Genomic DNA, 17,307 nt, shown 5'->3' on the forward strand with positions numbered 1-17,307 from the left:
GACGGCACCGGGTTGCGTGAGCGCCCAACAGGTCCTAACTCTTTGAAGGCTCGCGCCTTCTGAGCGTAACGCGATATGTGATCGCTTGGAGGCTGTCGAGCCAAATGACGGCTGCTTCTGCCCGGATGTCCGGGTTTCCGGGGCGGCGGAGAGAAGGCTCGATCATGCCGTCGAGGTCATCATGGCGTTCGGCGCGGGGTTCGGCGTCGTCATCGGGGCGCCGGGGTTCCCTGCGGCCACAGCCGGACTGTGAGCGTGGTCTCCAGCAGGGCGATGGTGGCCACGTCCGGCCAGGACCTTCCGGCCAGCAGGTCGGCGATGGATTGCCGGTTGACGCCGGAGGCGGCGGCCAGGCCGCGCAGGCTCAGGCGGCGTTCGGCCAGGATGCCGGCCAGGGTGGCGGCGATCTGCTGGACGACGGCGGCGGCGGGTGGCGGGCCAGGTCCGCGTGGGGCCAGGCCTGCGGGTTCTCGCCAGGTCCCGGGGGGCGGCCGAGCGCGCGCGTCCTCCGACCATGACAAATCACTCCTTTCGGTGGATGTCGTCGCCCTGCGTAACGGCAGGTTGTCCTGCCGCTTTGGATGGGGTGTGACCCTCGACGCGGAAACCTCGGCCACGATCACCGGCTACCGGCCGCAGCAGGCCCCGCCGGAATGGGACCACATCGCCGGGCACGTGCGGATGCTGGTCGCCGCCAGCGCCGACCGCTCCCCCTACCGCATCGAGCGGCTGCTCACCGCGACCGCACGCCTGGCCGTGTGGTGTCACCGCTCCGGCCTGCCCGATGACCCGGAAGTGTGGCTGCGGCACGAGACGATCGACGCGTTCGTCCTGACCGGCTGCACCGACCTGGCCCCGAGCTCGGCGCAGACCTACCGGTCCTGGCTGCGGCACATGCGCGCCGCGCTGGCCTGGCTGGAACGCGGCGAACAAGCGCCGCCGCCGATGACAGCCCCCCAAGACGGTCAGCCCGCCCTACTCGCCAGCCCAGCTCGGCCGCCTTCGCGGCTGGGCCGAACGCCTGCCCGGCCAGGCCCGCACCGACGCGCTGGCGCTGACGGCGCTCGCCTCCGGCTGCGGCCTGACCGCCGAGGAGGTGACCGCCGTCCGGACCGGGCACCTTCGCCGCCTGGACTCCGGCGCGATCGTGGCCTGCGTCCCCGGCGCAGACCGGTTGATCGTCTGCCGCGCCGCCTGGGAGAACATCCTGGCCCACGCCGCACACCAGCCTGGCGACGCCTTCATCTTCCGGCCCAGGCGCGCCGCCCGGCACGCCAAGAACCTGTTCAGCTCCTGGACAGCCCGCCACACCCCGACCGGCGGCCTGCCCGCCCTGTCGGTGCGCCGGCTGCGCGCCTCCTGGATCGTCGAACTGCTGAGCGCCCGCATCGACCTGGGCGTGGTGGCCGCCGCGGCCGGGATGAGCACCTCCGCACTGGCCCGCTACAGCCATTTCGTCCCCGCCCTGGACGAGCACACCGCGGTCGCGCTGCTACGCGGCCGCACCCTGTGAGCACGGCGAAGCCACGCGCCTGGCCGCCCCGCACCTAAGTCGACCCCGCAGATGTCCACCAGGTGCTCGCCTCCTCCCGCCGCTTCTACCGGGCCTTCGACCGGCTGACCACCGTGCTCGATCCAGCCCGCCACGATCGGCGCGCCCGCCTGCCCCAGCACCAGGCCGACACGCTGGCCACCGCCTGGGAGGATGACGACCCAGCACACGCGCGCAAGCGGGAACTGCTGCAGGACATTGCCACCGCGCTGGTGCTCACCCCGGTGCGCTGGGCCAAAGGCCGGGGCTACCTCCGTCACTTCCGCGGCGATGTCGGCATCGACACCACCGCCGCCCCGGTCTTCGCCCGCCCACCCCGCACCCGCCGCTCCACCGGCGAACTGATCGCCTCCACCGAGATCACCGCGGGCTTGCATCACTTGGCCGGCAACGGCCCACCCGAGTACGACTGCAGCGCCACCCTCACCGTCGCCGCCCGCACCCACCCGGCACTCGGCTCCTTCCCGCAACTGGCGCTCGCCCTGGTCCTCGACACTCCGCACAAACGCATCGGCGCCAACGCCATCACCACCCTCAAACCCCTGGCCACCCTCGGCTTGCCCGCAGCCTTCGCCGCCGTCGACCGCGCCTACACCGACCAGGCCGCCGATCACTTCGCCCGGCCCGCACGCGAACTCGGCTACCGGCTCGCCCTCGATTACAAAGTGGACCAGCGGGGAGTGCAGGGCAGCGTCCACGGCGCCCTGCTCATCGACGGTTCCCCGGCCTGTCCGCTGATGCCCGACAGGCTCGCCCAGGCCAGCAGCGGCCTGGACGACGCCGCTATCCGCACACCATCGCAAGAACTCACCGCGTTGATCGCCGCGCGAGAGCCGTACTTGCTGCGCCTCAAACAGAGCCCCAACGCAGACGGCACCGTCCGCTTCCAGTGCCCGGCAGCGGGCACCTCCCCGTCGGTCACCTGCCCCCGCTTCGACCGCCTCCACCAGCGCGGCCCCAGCCGGCCCGCCCCGGTCGACCTGACCGACGCCCGGCAGCGGGCCGCCCACCCTGCGGCCAAACCCCGCGTCCTGCCACCGCAGCCTGACCTGAAGACCGACCAACTGCCGAAGATCTGCCGCCAGCACACCATCACCGTCCGCAAGGACGATCTCGGCCACCTCGACAAGTTCCGCCAGGACCTGGCCTACCTGAGTCCCGCCTGGATCGGGACCTACAAGCCTGTCCGCGCCAACACCGAAGGCATCAACGGCCGCCTCAAGGGCCACGACCTCGACCTCGGCGACCCCAAGAACCGGCTCGCCCACGGACGCGTCGCCCAGACCATCCTGGCCGCGCTGCTCATCGCGGTCGCCAACGACCACTTTCTCGATCAGTGGCGCCACACCCACGAGCCCCAAGACGAGCCCGTCACCCTCGCCGGCACTCCGCAGACACCAGTCGCGACCTTCGACGGCGCACCACTCGCAGGCCAGAGCAGGCCACCACCCACCCCATAAGCCGCAAAACCGCCACCTGGCCGCAGCACCCAGCCCACCGTCGGCTTCGCCATGCCCAACGGCCGGATCTCTGTCCTCCACCAGCGGCCTGACACCACCCTGGACTTCCCGGACACCCGCGCTGCGGTCCCCAAACCGGGACGAACCCAATTCGGAAACGCCTGAAACGACAAGATCCCGCCCGATCACGACGATCAGACGGGATCCCGTCAACTCAGTCCAGCCGTCTCAAGAACGGCCCTGGGTGGAGATGAGGGGATTCGAACCCCTGACCCCTTCGATGCGAACGAAGTGCGCTACCGGACTGCGCTACATCCCCTAGGACTCGACTAGATTAGCAAACTTCCGAGAGTCCTCGCGCCACCCGTTCAGTCCCCCACCGCTCGCTTGGGCGGTTCGGCGTACTGGTCGAACAGAACGTCCGACTGCATCGTCGTGAGATCGATGATCTCCGCCTCCGCCTCCGCGGCGGCCCGCCGCTGCTCACGCAGCCGCCGGAGCCGCTCAGCACGCGCCAGAAGGGCGCGATCGCGGCGCTCCCTGTCCACCTGTACGGCGATGCGCAGGAACGCCATGTACGCCAGCATGATGACGACGGACGGCGCCACGCCCCACCACGGGATCACCTTCACGGCGGCGGTCACGACGGAGGCCAGCACCAGCAGGGCGGTGAAGAAGAGCAGGCGCCGGCGGCGGGCCACGATGATGGCGCGGCGCCGGAAGCGGAACTGGCGGACGTCGACCTTCTCGGCCTCCACCGGCGGCGTCTCATCGTCCTCGTCGGAATCGGGCGGGGCCAGGTTGTCGAGGTCGGGGAGCTGGTGCTCGCCGGTGTAATACTCTTCGAGCTCGGCCAGCTCGGCGAGGTTCGCCTTGTCCTTGCGCAGCCACATCGGGATGAGGACGCATAGCCACATCACGACGATGGCCAGATAGAGGAGGACGCTGCTCACGACCACCTCCAGGCAGCACGAAGACGCGGATGTGTTCGTCGCGCCTTCAATATGCTCACGTCACGCACCGTAAGACCGCGTGTCACTGATTGACGAGCATTCGGTGCGGTGTGTCGCGAGATCGTCAAACCTCTTCGACGGGAGACCCACCGTGAGCGGCTGACTCACGCGCGCGACGCCACTGCACGAGCAGCCCGCCGGGAACATCCTCAACGGTCAGCGCGTAGCAAATGTGGTCGCGCCAGGCTCCGTCGATGTGAAGTTGGCGACGCCGAATGCCTTCTTCCCTGAATCCCAGCTTCTCAACCACTCTACGGCTGGCTTGGTTCTCGGGGCGGATGTTCGCTTCCAGCCGATGCAAACCGGTGGTGAAAAAGCAGTGGTCGACGGCCATGGCGAGCGCGGTGGGGATGATCCCCTTGCCGGCCAGCGCCCCGTCGACCCAGTAGCCGACCTGGGCAGAACGGGCAGAGCCCCACACGATGGCGCCCACGGTCAGCTGCCCCGCGAACCGGCCGTCGTACGTCACCACCCACGGCAGCGCCAGCCCCTGCCGTGCCTCGCGGCGCAGCGTGCCGACCATCGAGACGTACGGCCCCAGCCCGGTCCTGAACAGCGGTGTCTCAGGATTGCTCGGCTCCCACGGACGTAGCCAGTCGGCGTTGCGCAGCCGGGTCTCGCGCCACACGCGTACGTCGCTCAGCCGCAGCGGCCGGAGGCCTACCTGACCTTCGTTCAAGATCACCGGCCAGCCACGAAGTCGATCCACACCTCTTATCATCCCCCGATCGGGCATGATGTCGCCACGGCTCAAGGAGGGCGATCGGATTCGCCGTCAACGCGGGTGATCGCCTCCCCGCATTTGATCAACAGCGTGCCGCAGAATCGGAGCCAGCACGGCCACGCCATCACGCACACCTCCGGACGAACCGGGCAAATTAACGATCAAGGTTTTGCCCGCCTGTCCAGCCAGCCCGCGAGACAGCACGGAGGTCGGCACTTTTTCGCGATTTGCCAACCGGATGGCCTCCGCAATGCCGGGAATTTCCCGAGAAATTACCCGGGACGTCACCTCCGGTGTCAAATCCATCGGCGTCAGCCCCGTCCCGCCGGTGGTGACGATGACGTCGTAACCCTCCGCCACCCCGTCACGGAGCGCGCCCTCGACCGGCTCTCCGTCGGCCACCACCACGGGGCCGTCGACGACCTCGCACCCGGCCTCCCGCCGCAGCAGATCGGCGAGCAACGGCCCGGATTTATCCTCATAAATCCCCGCCGATGCCCGGTTGGACACCGTAATCACCAACGCCCGCATCACGCCCGGCTCCCGTCTGCCGCTCCAACCGCCCCGGTCAGGCCCTGACCTCCGCCCGCCGGCTCGATCTCCGCCCCATCATGCCCGACTGCCCGCCGGCGCCCGTACAGGCGCCGGCAGCGGCACTCCAGCCGTCAGCGGCCCTAGCCGTGGTCGGTCGCGCCTATCAAGCCCGTCACAAGGACAGGTCACGCCCTTCCAGGCCATCAGCGCACCACCGCACCACGCCCCGGCTCCCGCCCGCCGTGAGCCCTTGCCCGCCATCAACCTCTCAGGCCCGATCGCGCGTCCACCGGCCGGTCTTCCCACCCAACTTCTCCTCGACCCGCACCTCAGTGATCACCGCACCCGGATCCACCGCCTTGACCATGTCGATCAGGGCCAGCGCTGCCACCGACACCGCGGTCAGCGCCTCCATCTCCACCCCGGTACGGTCGGCCGTCTTGACCCGGCAGCTGATCCCCACACCCCAGTCCTCGACGTCGAGGGTCACCTTCACCCCGTGCAACGCGATGGGATGGCAGAGCGGGATCAGATCGGGCGTGCGTTTCGCCCCCATGATCCCCGCGATCCGCGCCACCCCCAGCGCATCACCCTTGGGTACCTCGCCCGACCGCAGCAACGCCACGGTCTCGGCCGACAGCAGCACCCGCCCGGTGGCCGTGGCGCTGCGGGCCGAGACGTCCTTGGCCGACACGTCGACCATGCGCGCCGCTCCGGTCTCGTCGATGTGCGTCAGCTCGCTCAAAGCCGGACCACCTTCACAGAAGCCCCCGCCTCCACCTCGGTCACATCCTCCGGCACCACGATGAGCGCGTTCGCCGAGGCCAGCGCGGCGAGCTGGTGTGATCCCTGACCGTGCGCCGGCGACACCGTGCCGTCGGCCGCCAGCACCCCGCGCAGGTACGACCGCCGCCCGAACGGCGACCGCAACGGCCCGGTGGTCCGCGCGGTGACCGTCTCGGGCATCCCGCCGGGCAGCCCGCGCATCTTGGCGAGCGCAGGCCGGACGAACAGCATGAACGAGACGAAGGACGACACCGGATTGCCAGGAAGCGCGAAGATCGGCACCTGGTCGTCCCCCAGGACGCCGAACCCCTGCGGCATCCCCGGCTGCATCGCCACCTTCTCGAACCGGACCGTGCCCAGCGGCGACAGCGCCTCCTTGACCGGCTCGTACGCGCCCATCGACACCCCGCCGCTGGTGATGATCGCGTCGGCGCGCACCAGGTGCGTGTCCAGCCGATCGAGCAGCATGCCCGGATCGTCCCCGACGGACCCGGCGCGGAAGCCCTCGGCTCCCACCTCCCGCACGGCCGCCGTCAGGGTGTAGCTGTTGGAGTCCCAGATCTGGCCGGGCTGGAGGGTGCCGCCCGGCTCGACCAGCTCGGCTCCGGTCGAGATCACGACGACCCTGGGCCGCGGCCGCGCCCAGACGCGCCGCCGCCCCACCCCGGCGATGATCCCGAGCTGCGCGGGCCCGATCACGGTGCCCGCCTTCAGCACGACCTCGCCGGTCTGCACGTCCTCCCCGGCCCGCCTGATCGCGTGGCCGGCCTCGGCGCGGCGATCGATGCGTACGGAGACGGTGCCGCCGTCGGTCCACTCGACCGGCACCACGGCATCGGCCCCGGCGGGCAGGGGAGCGCCGGTCATGATGCGTACGGCATGCCCCGGCCCCACGGCCCGCAGCTCCAGCGACCCTGCCGCCACGTCGTCGATCACCGGCAAGGTGGCCGGGATCTCCGACAAGTCCTCGACCCGGACCGCGTACCCGTCCATGGCCGAGTTGTCGAACGGCGGCAACGGCACCGGTGAGGACACGTCCTCGGCCAGCGTCGTCCCCAGAGTCTGCTCCAGCTCCAGCTCAAGGGGGGCCAGCGGACGTACAGTGGCCAGGATCTCGGCCAGATGCGCGTCAACTGATTTCATCAAGGAACTCCCGCAGCCACGGCACGAACTCCGGCGCCAGATCCTGGCGATCCGCCGCGAACTTCACCACGGTCCGCAAATAGTCCAGCTTGTCGCCCGTGTCGTAGCGCCGTCCCCTGAACAGCACACCGTGCACCGGCCCGCCCTCCTCGGAGCCGCGCGAGGCGAGCGTCCGCAGCGCGTCGGTGAGCTGGATCTCCCCGCCACGCCCCGGCGGGGTCTTCTCCAGCACCTCGAAGACCGCCGGATCGATCACGTAACGCCCGATGATCGCCCAGTTGGACGGCGCCTCGTCGGCCGGCGGCTTCTCCACGAGGTCCGTCACGCGGACGACGTCCTCCTCGGAGGTCGCCTCGATGGTCGCCACGCCGTACAGCGAGACCTGCTCCTTGGGCACCTCCATCAGCGCGATCACGCTCCCCCCGAACGTGTCACGCACCTCGATCATGCGCCGCAGCAGGTGGTCGCGGTGGTCGATCAGGTCGTCACCGAGCAGGCAGGCGAACGGGTGATCGCCGACGTGATGCTTGGCGCAGAGCACCGCGTGGCCGAGCCCCTTCGGCTCGCCCTGCCGTACGTAATGCAGGGTCGCCAGCGAGGCGGGCTCGCGAACCTGGGACAGCCGGTGCTCGTCGCCCTTGGCCTCAAGGGCCTCTTCCAGCTCGAACGCCCGGTCGAAATGATCCTCGATCGAGCGTTTGTTCTTGCCGGTGACCATGAGGACGTCGAGGAGCCCAGCGGAGGCGGCCTCCTCGACGACATACTGGATCGCGGGCTTGTCGACGATGGGCAACATCTCCTTGGGTGTCGCCTTGGTCGCCGGGAGGAACCGGGTGCCCAGACCCGCGGCGGGCACGACGGCTTTCGTCACAGGGTCGAAGTCAGCCATGAGTAGACCCTAGTGGAGGGACCTGTGGACAAGCTGAACCTGCGCCGCGAGCTGAGCGCGGCGCGTACCTCCCTCTCCCCCGAGCAACTGCGTGCAAACGCCATCAAGGTCCGCGAAACCCTGCTCGAACAGCCCTGGGTCCAAATGGCCGGGCTGGTGGCCTGCTACTGGTCAACGGGGTCGGAGCCGGAGACGCACGGGCTCGTGTTCGCTCTCTGGAAACATGGAGCCACCGTTATCCTCCCGGTCCTGCGTGACGACAATGACCTGGATTGGGCGGTGTACGACGGCCCGGACACGCTCGCCCCCGGCCGTTTCGGGATCATGGAACCGGTGGACACGCGCCGCGGCGTGGACGCCGTGCGCACGGCCGCGCTCGTGATCGTGCCCGCCCTGGCGGTGGACCGGCGGACGGGGATCCGCCTGGGGCGCGGCGGCGGCTCCTACGACCGCGCCCTTGCCCGCGTCGGCCCGAACGTCCCCACCGTGGCGTTGCTGCACGACGGCGAACTGATCGACGATGTCCCGTCGGAACCCCATGACCGCGCGGTCCGCTATGCCATGACGCCTGCCGGACTCACTAGGCTTATGTGAACGCAGGTACGAGAGGGGAGCCAGATGACGCTTGATCTCTGGCTCCTCGTCGGTGCCGCGATCGTCATCGCGGCCATCGCGTCCGTACGGCTCGCGCATCGCACCGGCCTGCCCAGCCTGCTGATCTTTCTCGGCTTCGGGCTGGCGCTGGGGCCTTCGGGGTTCGGGATCCCGTTCGAGAGCCCGCAGCTCGCCCAGCAGATCGGCCTGTCGGCGCTCGCGGTGATCCTCGCCGAGGGCGGTCTGACCACGAACTGGTCCCATGTGCGGCGTTCCGTCCCCTTGGCCCTGGTGATGGCGACCGTCGGCGTGACGGTCAGCACCGTCGTGGTGGCGCTGCTCGTCCAGGGAATCCTCGGCATCGACGGCACCACCGCGCTGATCTTCGGCGCGGTGCTGGCCTCCACCGACGCCGCGGCAGTCTTCTCCGTGCTGCGCAGGCTGCCGCTGCCGCCGCGCCTGGCGGGGGTGCTGGAAGCGGAGTCCGGCTTCAACGACGCCCCGACGGTCATCGCCGTGGTGCTGCTCAGCGGCGCGTCCCACTCCCAGGCGACGCTGGGAACGTTCCTCCTGGAGACGTCCGTCGAGCTGATCATCGGCGCGGCCGTCGGGCTCGCCATCGGCCCCACGGGTGCGTACGCCCTGCGCCGCGTCGCCCTGCCCGCCTCCGGCCTGTACCCGATCGCCGTGCTGGCGCTCACCTTCGTCTCGTACGGCGGCGCGGTGCTGCTGCACGGCTCCGGCTTCCTGGCCGTCTACCTGACGGCGCTCGTCCTGGGCAACTCCCGCCTCCCCCACAGGGCCGCGACCAGGGGTTTCGCGGAGGGCGCCGCGTGGCTGGCGCAAATCGGCCTGTTCGTCATGCTCGGCATGCTGGCCGACGTGGACGAGATGCCGTCGGCCATCATCCCGGGTCTGATCACCGGCACGATCCTGGTCCTCCTCGCCCGCCCGCTCTCGGTCGTGGTCAGCTCGGCACTGGCCTGGGCCCTGCGTCTGGGCTGGGTGAACTGGCGCGACCAGGCGTTCCTGTCGTGGGCGGGGCTGCGCGGCGCGATCCCGATCGTGCTCGCGACCATCCCCTGGGCGGCCGGCGTCGAGGGCTCCAAACACCTCTTCAACCAGGTCTTCGTGATCGTCATCGTGTTCACCCTGCTCCAGGGGCCGACGCTGCCGTTCGTGGCGCGCGTGCTCGGGGTGTCCGCGCCCGGCGAGGCCCACGACCTCTCCGTCGAATCGGCTCCGCTGGAGGAGCTCAAGGCCGATCTGCTGCAGGTCAAGGTGCCACAGGGCTCCCTGCTGCACGGCGTGGAGATCTTCGAGCTCCGCCTGCCCGCCGGCGCCCAGGTCACCCTCGTCGTACGCGACGGCAAATCCTTCGTGCCCGGCTCCACCACCCGCATCCGGGCGGACGACCAGCTTCTCGTGGTCACCACCGCTTCCTGCCGTGAGCAGGTCGAACGCCGCCTGCGCGCGGTCAGCCGCAGCGGGAAGCTGGCCGGATGGTACGGAGAGCGGGGGTTGGAATAGGTGTTTGACCCTATCGGTTACCATTAGCAGTCGCATCGCTCGAGTGCTAGAGCTTGTTTAAGGAGGAGCGCGTGCCGACGTATCAGTACGCCTGCAACGACTGCGGTGACCAGCTCGAAGTCGTCCAGAAGTTCACCGACGATGCGTTGACGGTCTGCCCGAACTGCCAGGGCAACCTGCGGAAGGTGTTCTCCGCGGTCGGCATCGTGTTCAAGGGCTCTGGCTTCTACAAGACCGACAACCGTTCGTCGTCCTCGACCTCGTCGTCCTCGACCGCTTCTTCGTCTTCGTCTTCGTCGAAGTCGGGGGAGAGCAAGTCGTCGGACTCGAGCTCGTCGTCCAGCTCGACCACGACGCCCGCTCCGGCCGCCGCGTCGAGCTGAAGCGCACGGCTCCCGCGAGACGCGGAGCCGTGCCTCATACGGCGTGCCGCTGCCCTTCTGGCATGCGGCACCCATCCAGCACGTACGGCGTGCCGCTGCCCCCTGGTGTGCGGCACCCATCCAGCACATGCGGCGTGCTGTGGTTCACGCTGCTCACCCACAAGAACGTGCGGTGATGTGTGCTCGGGTTTCGACGCCCGAGCAGCACGTGGGCGTGCTGTCGTTCGCGGCGCCCGCCCAGGAACGTCCCGGCCCCCCGGCGGAAGCAGGTCGCAGCACACAGTGCTCAGCCCACACCACCGCCGGCCCGGCAACACAAGCACACGCACCCCACACCACCGCCGTACAAGCACACACACCCACACCGCCGCCGGCCCGGCAACACAAGCGCACGCACCCCACACCACCTACGACGCCACACCGCGACATGCGATGGCGCGCACCCACCTGAGGCGCTCGCGCGGTCCAACACCACCCGACCACGCGCCTCTCCAGGCCCGCACCTCACGGCACCTGCGAGCCCCTGCTCATCCCCATCAGCGGACCTGCACCCCCTAGGGAGGCCGATCGGCCGGCGCACCGAGCAACTCCGGCGCGATCCGGTCGACGAGCCGTTCGAGCTGCGGATCCGGCCCCCAATCGGCCACCAGCCGCCTGAGCCCCTCGCATGCACACCGCAGGAGCCGTACAGCAGCCTCCTCCCCCTCCTCCGTAAGCCGCAACGCGTCCCCATCGTCCGACCGCCGTACCAGCCCCACCACCACGAGCTGATCAACGTACGGCCGCCCGTACTCCCTGCTCACTCGGGCCCGCTCGGCCAGTTCGTCAGCCCTCACCCACCCCTCGCCGCCCAGCCTGGCGAGCACCCACACCCCCTGCGGCGAGATCCCGTGCAACCCGGCCGACGCCCCGAGCCGGTCGTAATAGCCGCGCCGCAGATCCGCATCGGCCAGCCGTACCAGCCCTCGCTCGACCTCGGCCAGCGACGACCGCTCCGCGGACGTGGCCCCCAGCCCCTCACCCAGGTCCGCCGCCTTCGTCGTCTCCCTGAGCCGCGCCTGCGGTATGAACCAGCTGAGCAGGAACGCCCCGCACATCACGGGTGCCGCCACCCGGAAGACCGCCGCGATCGCATCCGCGTACACATGCAGAAATCCCTGCGCCAGCCCCCGCGGCAGCCGCTGAATGACGGTCGGATCCTCCTGGATCCTCCCGGGATCGAACCCAGGCGGCAGCCGCACGCCACGCAGCACCTCCCGCAGGTCGTCGTTCAAGGTGGCCGAGAACACCGACCCCAAGGTCGCCACCCCGAACGACCCTCCGATCGACCGGAAGAACGTGGCCCCGGACGTGGCCACGCCGAGATCCTTGAAGTCGACCGCGTTCTGCACCACGATCACCAGCACCTGCATGGTCATCCCCAGCCCCACCCCGAGGACCAGCAGATAGACCCCCATCGCGAGCAGGCTGCTCCCCTCCGTCAGCGTCGCGAGCAGGAACATCCCCACGGTCGCCACAGCCGTCCCCGTGATGGGCAGGAAGCGATATTTCCCGGTCTTCGAGATGATCTGCCCGCTCACGATCGACATGGTGAGCATGCCGGCCATCATCGGCAGCAGGTACACCCCCGACAAGGTCGGGCTGACCCCATGCACCACCTGCAGGAACAGAGGCAGGTACGTGAGCGCCCCGAACATCCCGAAACCCACCACGAACCCGACCACCGACGACATCGCGAACGCCCTCACCCGGAACAACCCGAGCGGCAGCACCGGCTCGGCCACCCGACGTTCGACGAGCACCCATCCGGCCAGCAGGGCCACCGCCGCCCCCGCCAGCCCCAGGATGAGCGGATCGCTCCACGCGTACGTCGTGCCGCCCCAGGTCGTCATCAGCACCAGGCACGAGGTCGCCGCGCCGAGCAGCACCACACCCGCGTAGTCGATCGTGTGCTTGGTACGCGTGTCGTCACCCGGCAGCACCGCGACGATCACGCACAACGCCACCGCCCCCAGCGGCAGGTTGACGTAGAACACCCAGTGCCACGACAAATGGTCGACGAACACCCCGCCGAGCAGCGGCCCCACGATGCTGGAGACGGCGAAGACCGCCCCGAAGAAGCCTTGGTACCTCCCCCTCTCCCGCGCGGAGACGACATCCCCCACGATCGCCTGGGCCAGCACCATCAGCCCGCCCCCGCCAAGCCCCTGAACGGCGCGGAAGGCGATGAGCTCCCCCATGTTCCGACTCAGCCCGCAAAGCGCCGACCCCGCCAGGAAGATGCAGATGGCCCCGATGAACAGCCTCTTGCGCCCGTACTGATCGCCGAGCTTGCCCCAGAGCGGCGTGGAGACGGTCGAGGCCAGCAGGTAACCCGTCACGACCCACGACAGGCGCTCCAGCCCGCCGAGGTCGCTCACGATCGTCGGCAGGGCCGTGGACACGATCGTCTGATCGAGCGCCGCCAGCAGCATGCCGAGCATGAGCGCGAGGATGATGAGCCCGAGGCCCTGTTGCCGCATGCGGCGATCCTACTCTTCGTACTGGTGTGCCTACCCTATGCAATCAGGTTGTCCACAGCCCGCCATCGCCCGGCCGGGTTATCCACAGAACGCCGTTCGCGTCCGCCTCACCCACCACCGCTCCGGCTACTCTCTGCGCCATGGTCACTCGCGCAGATATCGGCGTCATCGGCGGTTCAGGCTTTTACTCCCTGCTCGACGACGCAGAGGAGATCGAGCTCGCCACTCCCTACGGCCCCCCGAGCGATGTCGTCACGGTCGGACGCATCGGCTCGCGTTCCGTGGCGTTCATCCCCAGACACGGGCGAGATCACCGCTTCCCGCCGCACCGCATCCCCTATCGTGCCAACCTTTGGGCCCTGCGTTCGCTCGGCGTGCGCCAGGTGCTCGCACCCAGCGCCGTAGGTTCGCTGAGAGCCGAGTACGGCCCCGGTGCCATCGTCATCCCCGACCAACTCGTGGACCGCACCTCCGGACGCGCCCAGACTTACTACGACATCGACGGCGCGGTCCATGTCTCCTTCGCCGACCCGTACTGCCCGACGGGCCGCTCCACGGCCGTGTCGACAGCCCGCGCCGGCGGCTGGGAAACGGTGGACGGCGGCACCTTGGTGGTCATCGAGGGCCCGCGCTTCTCGACACGGGCGGAATCGCAGTGGTTCGCGGGCAACGGCTGGTCCATCGTGGGCATGACCGGCTTCCCCGAGGCGCTCCTGGCCCGCGAGCTGGCGCTCTGCTACACGTCCGTCTCCCTCGTGACCGACCATGACGCCGGCGTGGAAGCCGGCCAGGGCGTGACCCACGACGAGGTGCTGGAGTTCTTCGCCCAGAACGTCACCCGCATGCGCACCCTGGTGTCGGAGGCCGTCCAGTCCCTCCCGGAAGATCGCACCTGCCCCTGCGGCTCGGCCCTGGACGGCATCAAGCTCCCCTTCGAGTTGCCATGATCCAGACCTGGCTCTCACGCCACGGCCGTCGCCGCCGCCTCCTAGCGGCGGCGCTCGCCGCCGTCTCCGTCATCGCGGCCTTCATCGCCACCCGCCCCGCCGGCTCCGCCCCCACGGTTCTGGTGGCCTCCCGTGACCTGTCCCCCGGCCCGCTCAACCCAGCCGACTTCCACCCGGCGGCCCTCACCCCTCCACCCGCGGGAGCAGTACGCACGATCCCGGCAGGCCAGACCCTGGCCACCCCCATGCGCAGGGGCGAGCCCCTCACCGACGTCCGCCTCCTCGCTTCCTACCGCCTCCCACCCGGCCTGGTCGCCACCCCCGTGCGCATCGCCGACGCCGCCGCGGCGGCCCTGATCTCCCCCGGCTCCACGATCACCCTCCTGGCCGCCTACGACCAGGGCGCCCCGGCCCGCCAGCTCGCCCAGGACACCACGGTCCTGTCGATCCCGAAACCACCATCACAGACGACCCACGACACAGACGACGGCACCTTGATCGTCCTGGCCACGACCCCCACGCAAGCAGCAGACCTGGCCACCGCCCAAGCCCACGCCCGCCTCTCGCTCACCATCAGAACTAACTTACAGTAATCATTCGGCTACGATTCCTTTCATGAGTGGATTCAAGAAGTTCCTCATGCAGGGGAACGTCATCGACCTGGCCGTGGCAGTGGTCATCGGGGCGGCCTTCAACGCGATCGTGCAGTCGTTCGTGGCCGACCTGCTCACTCCGCTGATCTCCGCGTTCGGCGGCCTGCCCGACTTCTCCTCACTCAAGGTGACGATCGGGCAGTCCAACTTCATGTACGGCAACCTCATCAACGCGATCGTCTCGTTCCTGATGGTCGCCGCGGTGATCTATTTCCTGGTGGTGAAGCCGTACACGCACTACCAGGAGCGCACCGCCGCCAAGATCGAGGCGAAGACCCGCGACTGCCCCGAATGCCTGTCGGAGATCCCCAAGCCCGCCTCCCGCTGCGCCTTCTGCAGCGCGGACGTGGAGCCGCTGATCTGAAGGGGAATGCCTCAGAGAAGCTTGTCGATCTTAGGGTCGTACTCCCAGTGCCACGGCTCGAACGGGCTGCTGTAGGCCCAGGAGGGGTGGAACCACCCGTACCTCTTGGAGTTCTTCTCCATCCACACGAACTCCGCGGACCCGGCCCTCTCCACTCCACCACACAGGTCCACAGCCAGCCCGAGCCCGTGGTTGCTCCGCCCCGGCACCGCCGCGAACCCCGGCCGGCGATAGTAGATCGACTGCTGCTCGGCCAGGCTCCGGTACGCGTCGGTCACGCACATGGGCTTCCCGAACCGCTGCCGATAAGCCTCGTTGAGGCTGACGAAGGCGATCGTGGCATCGGCCCTGAGACTGAAACCCTTCTGCTGCAACGGACAGAGCATGCCCTTGGGAATCAGCCCGTTGGGATACTGATCGGCCGTAGCCGCCCGAAGCGGATTGCACCCGAGTGCCGCCCGCCCCACCTTGTCAATCTTGATCCCCAGCTTCACCAGCGCCGCAGTCAGCGACTTAACGATCTTGTCCGACCGCTGCCGCAGGGTCTCGACCTCGACGGCCAGCTGCGCCTCGGCCAGCAAGTTCCCGGCCCGCAGTTCCTGCGCCTCACCGGCCAGCCGCTCGGTCTCCTTGTACAAGGCGCTCGTCTGCTCGACAGCCTGCTGCCGCACGGCCACGATCTGGTTCGCATCCATCAGCGCGCGCAGCGTCTTCTCATCCGCGCTCCCGGACAGATACGGCAGGATGCCCCCGGCCATGAACGGCTGTTGATACAGCAGCTCGGCCATCTGGGAGACAGGCTGCCGCATCACGGCCAGCCGCCGTTCGAGCTCCTGCAGGGAGGTGAGCTTGCTCTTGAGCTCCTTCTCGGACGCCGCGATCTCGGCCCGCCGCTTCTCCAGCGCCTTGGTCGCGTCCTCGAGCTCCTTGGCCGACCGCTCGGCCTCTTTGCGCAGCTCAGTCAGATTGGACGGATCCCGCTGCACGGCTCCCTGCTGGGCCTGCTGAACCCGTACCTGAGCCTGCGCCGGCACGCCTTCCAAGGGCACGAGCAGAGAAGCCACCGCCATGACGACCGCGATCAGACCCGCTGATCGAGGGGCTGGCACGTTCGACTCCTCCGTTTGCAATCTCGTTACCCTGGTCAGGCACGCACGTTACTACAGCCCCCCGAGTGCCCGGACCGAACTCCGAAGAGCTGTTATGAGACAAATAACCCACTTTGCGCAGCGCGCCACGCCCCGTACACACCAAAACGCCCTCACCCAGCACCCCCGCCGAGCTCACCCTCCAGAGCGGCAGCACAGCGCAAGCCCCTGACCCCGCACCGACCACCATCCACACGACCGGCAGCGCACCCACACAAACAACCCACACAGGTCAGTACGCCCCACCACTCACCACCGGTTCAAATCCCAGGCAACCAGCTGTCAACAGCCGCCTCCTGCTCCCGATCCCGGCACAACTCCCACAGCCAGGTATCGACCCACTCCCCCGGACACCCACCCTGCGTCCGCACCGGCGCCGGCGTAACAGGCTCCTCCTCGACAACCTCCGGAACCCTCTCCTCAACCCCCACCCTCGGCACCCGCTCAGGCACCTCACGCACAGGCGAAGGCATCGCAGCCGCATACCGCCGCTCAGGCCGAGCAGGCGCCGGCACCAACACCGGCTCGAACGCCAACCCCACCGCCCCATCCCCACCGTTACCAGTGCTGGGACCACTACCGGTACCGGCGCTCGCGACACCCTCCTCAAGCCCGCGCATCTCCCCCGCCAGCAACCCTCCCGCAAGAATCGCCGGCGCCAGCAACGCCCCCAACAGCACAACGGGCCGCCGACGGGCCTGCGCGCATCGCCTCCTGGTCACAGCCCCAGACGGTATCCGGGCACGATGAGCAAGAATCTGATCACTTGTCATGCCTTTACCGCAGCTCAGAGCAGCCATAACCAACCCCGGGAAACTGACGGCGGGGCCACGTCGCACACAGTGCCAAACTTTCGCTAGGCTTACGGGAGTCCGCCTCCGTAGCTCAGGGGATAGAGCACCGCTCTCCTAAAGCGGGTGCCGCAGGTTCGAATCCTGCCGGGGGCACTCTTCTGACCAGGCGCTTTGCTATCTGACCTGCGGTTTCTCGGCCGCAGGTCTTTTGCATGTTGGGCCTTGATAGGCAGCCGACGGCGCCCATATGCAGCCGTAAGACCGTGATCAG

General features: G+C 68.9%; 17 protein-coding genes, 2 tRNA genes and 1 pseudogene. 9 read left to right on the plus strand and 11 right to left on the minus strand.

The window, feature by feature from the left end:
- Positions 1-209: 209 nt before the first annotated feature.
- A complete protein-coding gene (locus tag AB0I79_RS42760; protein ID WP_357886003.1) occupies positions 210-521 on the minus strand; it encodes a helix-turn-helix transcriptional regulator in 312 nt (103 codons plus the stop codon).
- Between the two features lie 575 nt (positions 522-1,096).
- Between AB0I79_RS42760 and AB0I79_RS42765 the strand changes: the two genes are divergently transcribed.
- The gene (locus AB0I79_RS42765; protein ID WP_357886005.1) at positions 1,097-1,513 is read left to right on the plus strand and encodes a hypothetical protein; all 417 of its coding nucleotides are present in this window, start codon (positions 1,097-1,099) and stop codon (positions 1,511-1,513) included.
- Between the two features lie 62 nt (positions 1,514-1,575).
- Complete coding sequence (locus AB0I79_RS42770) at positions 1,576-3,012, plus strand: hypothetical protein (protein ID WP_357886007.1); 1,437 nt, start codon at positions 1,576-1,578, stop codon at positions 3,010-3,012.
- Positions 3,013-3,257: 245 nt separating this feature from the next.
- On the opposite strand, the gene AB0I79_RS42775 is transcribed toward AB0I79_RS42770, so the two are convergent.
- From AB0I79_RS42775 to galU, 7 genes are all read right to left on the minus strand, one after another.
- A tRNA-Ala gene (locus AB0I79_RS42775) sits at positions 3,258-3,331 on the minus strand.
- A 49-nt stretch (positions 3,332-3,380) separates the two neighbouring features.
- A complete protein-coding gene (locus AB0I79_RS42780) occupies positions 3,381-3,965 on the minus strand; it encodes a hypothetical protein (protein WP_357886009.1) in 585 nt (194 codons plus the stop codon).
- 124 nt (positions 3,966-4,089) lie between these two features.
- Positions 4,090-4,746 carry a GNAT family protein gene (locus AB0I79_RS42785; RefSeq protein ID WP_357886210.1) on the minus strand — a complete coding sequence of 219 codons (657 nt, stop codon included), beginning with the start codon at positions 4,744-4,746 and terminating at the stop codon, positions 4,090-4,092.
- Between the two features lie 54 nt (positions 4,747-4,800).
- On the minus strand, positions 4,801-5,280 hold the full coding sequence (locus AB0I79_RS42790) for a MogA/MoaB family molybdenum cofactor biosynthesis protein (RefSeq protein WP_357886212.1): 480 nt from the start codon (positions 5,278-5,280) through the stop codon (positions 4,801-4,803).
- Positions 5,281-5,551: 271 nt separating this feature from the next.
- Positions 5,552-6,028 (minus strand): cyclic pyranopterin monophosphate synthase MoaC, encoded by a 477-nt coding sequence (gene moaC, locus AB0I79_RS42795; protein ID WP_357886011.1) that lies wholly within the window; start codon positions 6,026-6,028, stop codon positions 5,552-5,554.
- Positions 6,025-7,212: a gephyrin-like molybdotransferase Glp gene (gene glp / locus AB0I79_RS42800; RefSeq protein ID WP_357886013.1), complete on the minus strand. Its 1,188-nt coding sequence runs from the start codon at positions 7,210-7,212 to the stop codon at positions 6,025-6,027. The genes moaC and glp overlap by 4 nt, the downstream gene beginning before the upstream one ends.
- Complete coding sequence (gene galU, locus AB0I79_RS42805) at positions 7,199-8,101, minus strand: UTP--glucose-1-phosphate uridylyltransferase GalU (protein ID WP_357886015.1); 903 nt, start codon at positions 8,099-8,101, stop codon at positions 7,199-7,201. The genes glp and galU overlap by 14 nt, the downstream gene beginning before the upstream one ends.
- Positions 8,102-8,125: 24 nt before the next feature.
- Between galU and AB0I79_RS42810 the strand changes: the two genes are divergently transcribed.
- From AB0I79_RS42810 to AB0I79_RS42820, 3 genes and pseudogenes are all read left to right on the plus strand, one after another.
- On the plus strand, positions 8,126-8,695 hold the full coding sequence (locus tag AB0I79_RS42810; protein WP_357886017.1) for a 5-formyltetrahydrofolate cyclo-ligase: 570 nt from the start codon (positions 8,126-8,128) through the stop codon (positions 8,693-8,695).
- A 24-nt stretch (positions 8,696-8,719) separates the two neighbouring features.
- Positions 8,720-10,225: a potassium/proton antiporter gene (locus tag AB0I79_RS42815; protein ID WP_357886019.1), complete on the plus strand. Its 1,506-nt coding sequence runs from the start codon at positions 8,720-8,722 to the stop codon at positions 10,223-10,225.
- Positions 10,226-10,296: 71 nt separating this feature from the next.
- A pseudogene (locus AB0I79_RS42820) lies at positions 10,297-10,389 on the plus strand (zinc ribbon domain-containing protein); the annotation flags it as partial.
- A 62-nt stretch (positions 10,390-10,451) separates the two neighbouring features.
- On the opposite strand, the gene AB0I79_RS42825 reads toward AB0I79_RS42820, so the two are convergent.
- Both AB0I79_RS42825 and AB0I79_RS42830 read right to left on the minus strand, forming a co-directional pair.
- Positions 10,452-10,577 (minus strand): hypothetical protein, encoded by a 126-nt coding sequence (locus AB0I79_RS42825; protein ID WP_357886218.1) that lies wholly within the window; start codon positions 10,575-10,577, stop codon positions 10,452-10,454.
- Positions 10,578-11,162: 585 nt separating this feature from the next.
- A complete protein-coding gene (locus AB0I79_RS42830) occupies positions 11,163-13,130 on the minus strand; it encodes an MFS transporter (protein WP_357886021.1) in 1,968 nt (655 codons plus the stop codon).
- Positions 13,131-13,270: 140 nt separating this feature from the next.
- Between AB0I79_RS42830 and AB0I79_RS42835 the strand changes: the two genes are divergently transcribed.
- The 3 genes from AB0I79_RS42835 to mscL are packed head-to-tail and all read left to right on the plus strand — an operon-like array spanning position 13,271 to position 15,094.
- Positions 13,271-14,077: an S-methyl-5'-thioadenosine phosphorylase gene (locus AB0I79_RS42835; RefSeq protein ID WP_357886023.1), complete on the plus strand. Its 807-nt coding sequence runs from the start codon at positions 13,271-13,273 to the stop codon at positions 14,075-14,077.
- Positions 14,074-14,670: an RcpC/CpaB family pilus assembly protein gene (locus tag AB0I79_RS42840; RefSeq protein WP_357886025.1), complete on the plus strand. Its 597-nt coding sequence runs from the start codon at positions 14,074-14,076 to the stop codon at positions 14,668-14,670. Before AB0I79_RS42835 ends, AB0I79_RS42840 begins: the two co-directional genes overlap by 4 nt.
- A 22-nt stretch (positions 14,671-14,692) precedes the next feature.
- Positions 14,693-15,094 (plus strand): large conductance mechanosensitive channel protein MscL, encoded by a 402-nt coding sequence (mscL, locus tag AB0I79_RS42845; protein WP_357886028.1) that lies wholly within the window; start codon positions 14,693-14,695, stop codon positions 15,092-15,094.
- 11 nt (positions 15,095-15,105) lie between these two features.
- Here mscL and AB0I79_RS42850 read toward each other — a convergent pair whose 3' ends face one another.
- Positions 15,106-16,203 (minus strand): D-alanyl-D-alanine carboxypeptidase family protein, encoded by a 1,098-nt coding sequence (locus AB0I79_RS42850; RefSeq protein WP_357886030.1) that lies wholly within the window; start codon positions 16,201-16,203, stop codon positions 15,106-15,108.
- Positions 16,204-17,116: 913 nt separating this feature from the next.
- On the opposite strand from AB0I79_RS42850, the gene AB0I79_RS42855 reads away from it, so the two are divergent.
- Positions 17,117-17,189, plus strand: a tRNA-Arg gene (locus tag AB0I79_RS42855).
- Positions 17,190-17,307 lie beyond the last annotated feature (118 nt).

It is taken from the genome of Nonomuraea sp. NPDC050202, from assembly GCF_040656115.1.
Taxonomy (GTDB): domain Bacteria; phylum Actinomycetota; class Actinomycetes; order Streptosporangiales; family Streptosporangiaceae; genus Nonomuraea.

Coding starts and splice junctions, on each gene's coding strand:
- glp (WP_357886013.1), bottom strand. CDS start 7,212: ATGAAATCAGTTGACGCGCATCTGGCCGAGATCCTGGCCACTGTACGT.
- mscL (WP_357886028.1), top strand. CDS start 14,693: ATGAGTGGATTCAAGAAGTTCCTCATGCAGGGGAACGTCATCGACCTG.
- AB0I79_RS42840 (WP_357886025.1), top strand. CDS start 14,074: ATGATCCAGACCTGGCTCTCACGCCACGGCCGTCGCCGCCGCCTCCTA.
- AB0I79_RS42790 (WP_357886212.1), bottom strand. CDS start 5,280: ATGCGGGCGTTGGTGATTACGGTGTCCAACCGGGCATCGGCGGGGATT.
- AB0I79_RS42830 (WP_357886021.1), bottom strand. CDS start 13,130: ATGCGGCAACAGGGCCTCGGGCTCATCATCCTCGCGCTCATGCTCGGC.
- AB0I79_RS42785 (WP_357886210.1), bottom strand. CDS start 4,746: ATGATAAGAGGTGTGGATCGACTTCGTGGCTGGCCGGTGATCTTGAAC.
- AB0I79_RS42835 (WP_357886023.1), top strand. CDS start 13,271: ATGGTCACTCGCGCAGATATCGGCGTCATCGGCGGTTCAGGCTTTTAC.
- AB0I79_RS42815 (WP_357886019.1), top strand. CDS start 8,720: ATGACGCTTGATCTCTGGCTCCTCGTCGGTGCCGCGATCGTCATCGCG.
- galU (WP_357886015.1), bottom strand. CDS start 8,101: ATGGCTGACTTCGACCCTGTGACGAAAGCCGTCGTGCCCGCCGCGGGT.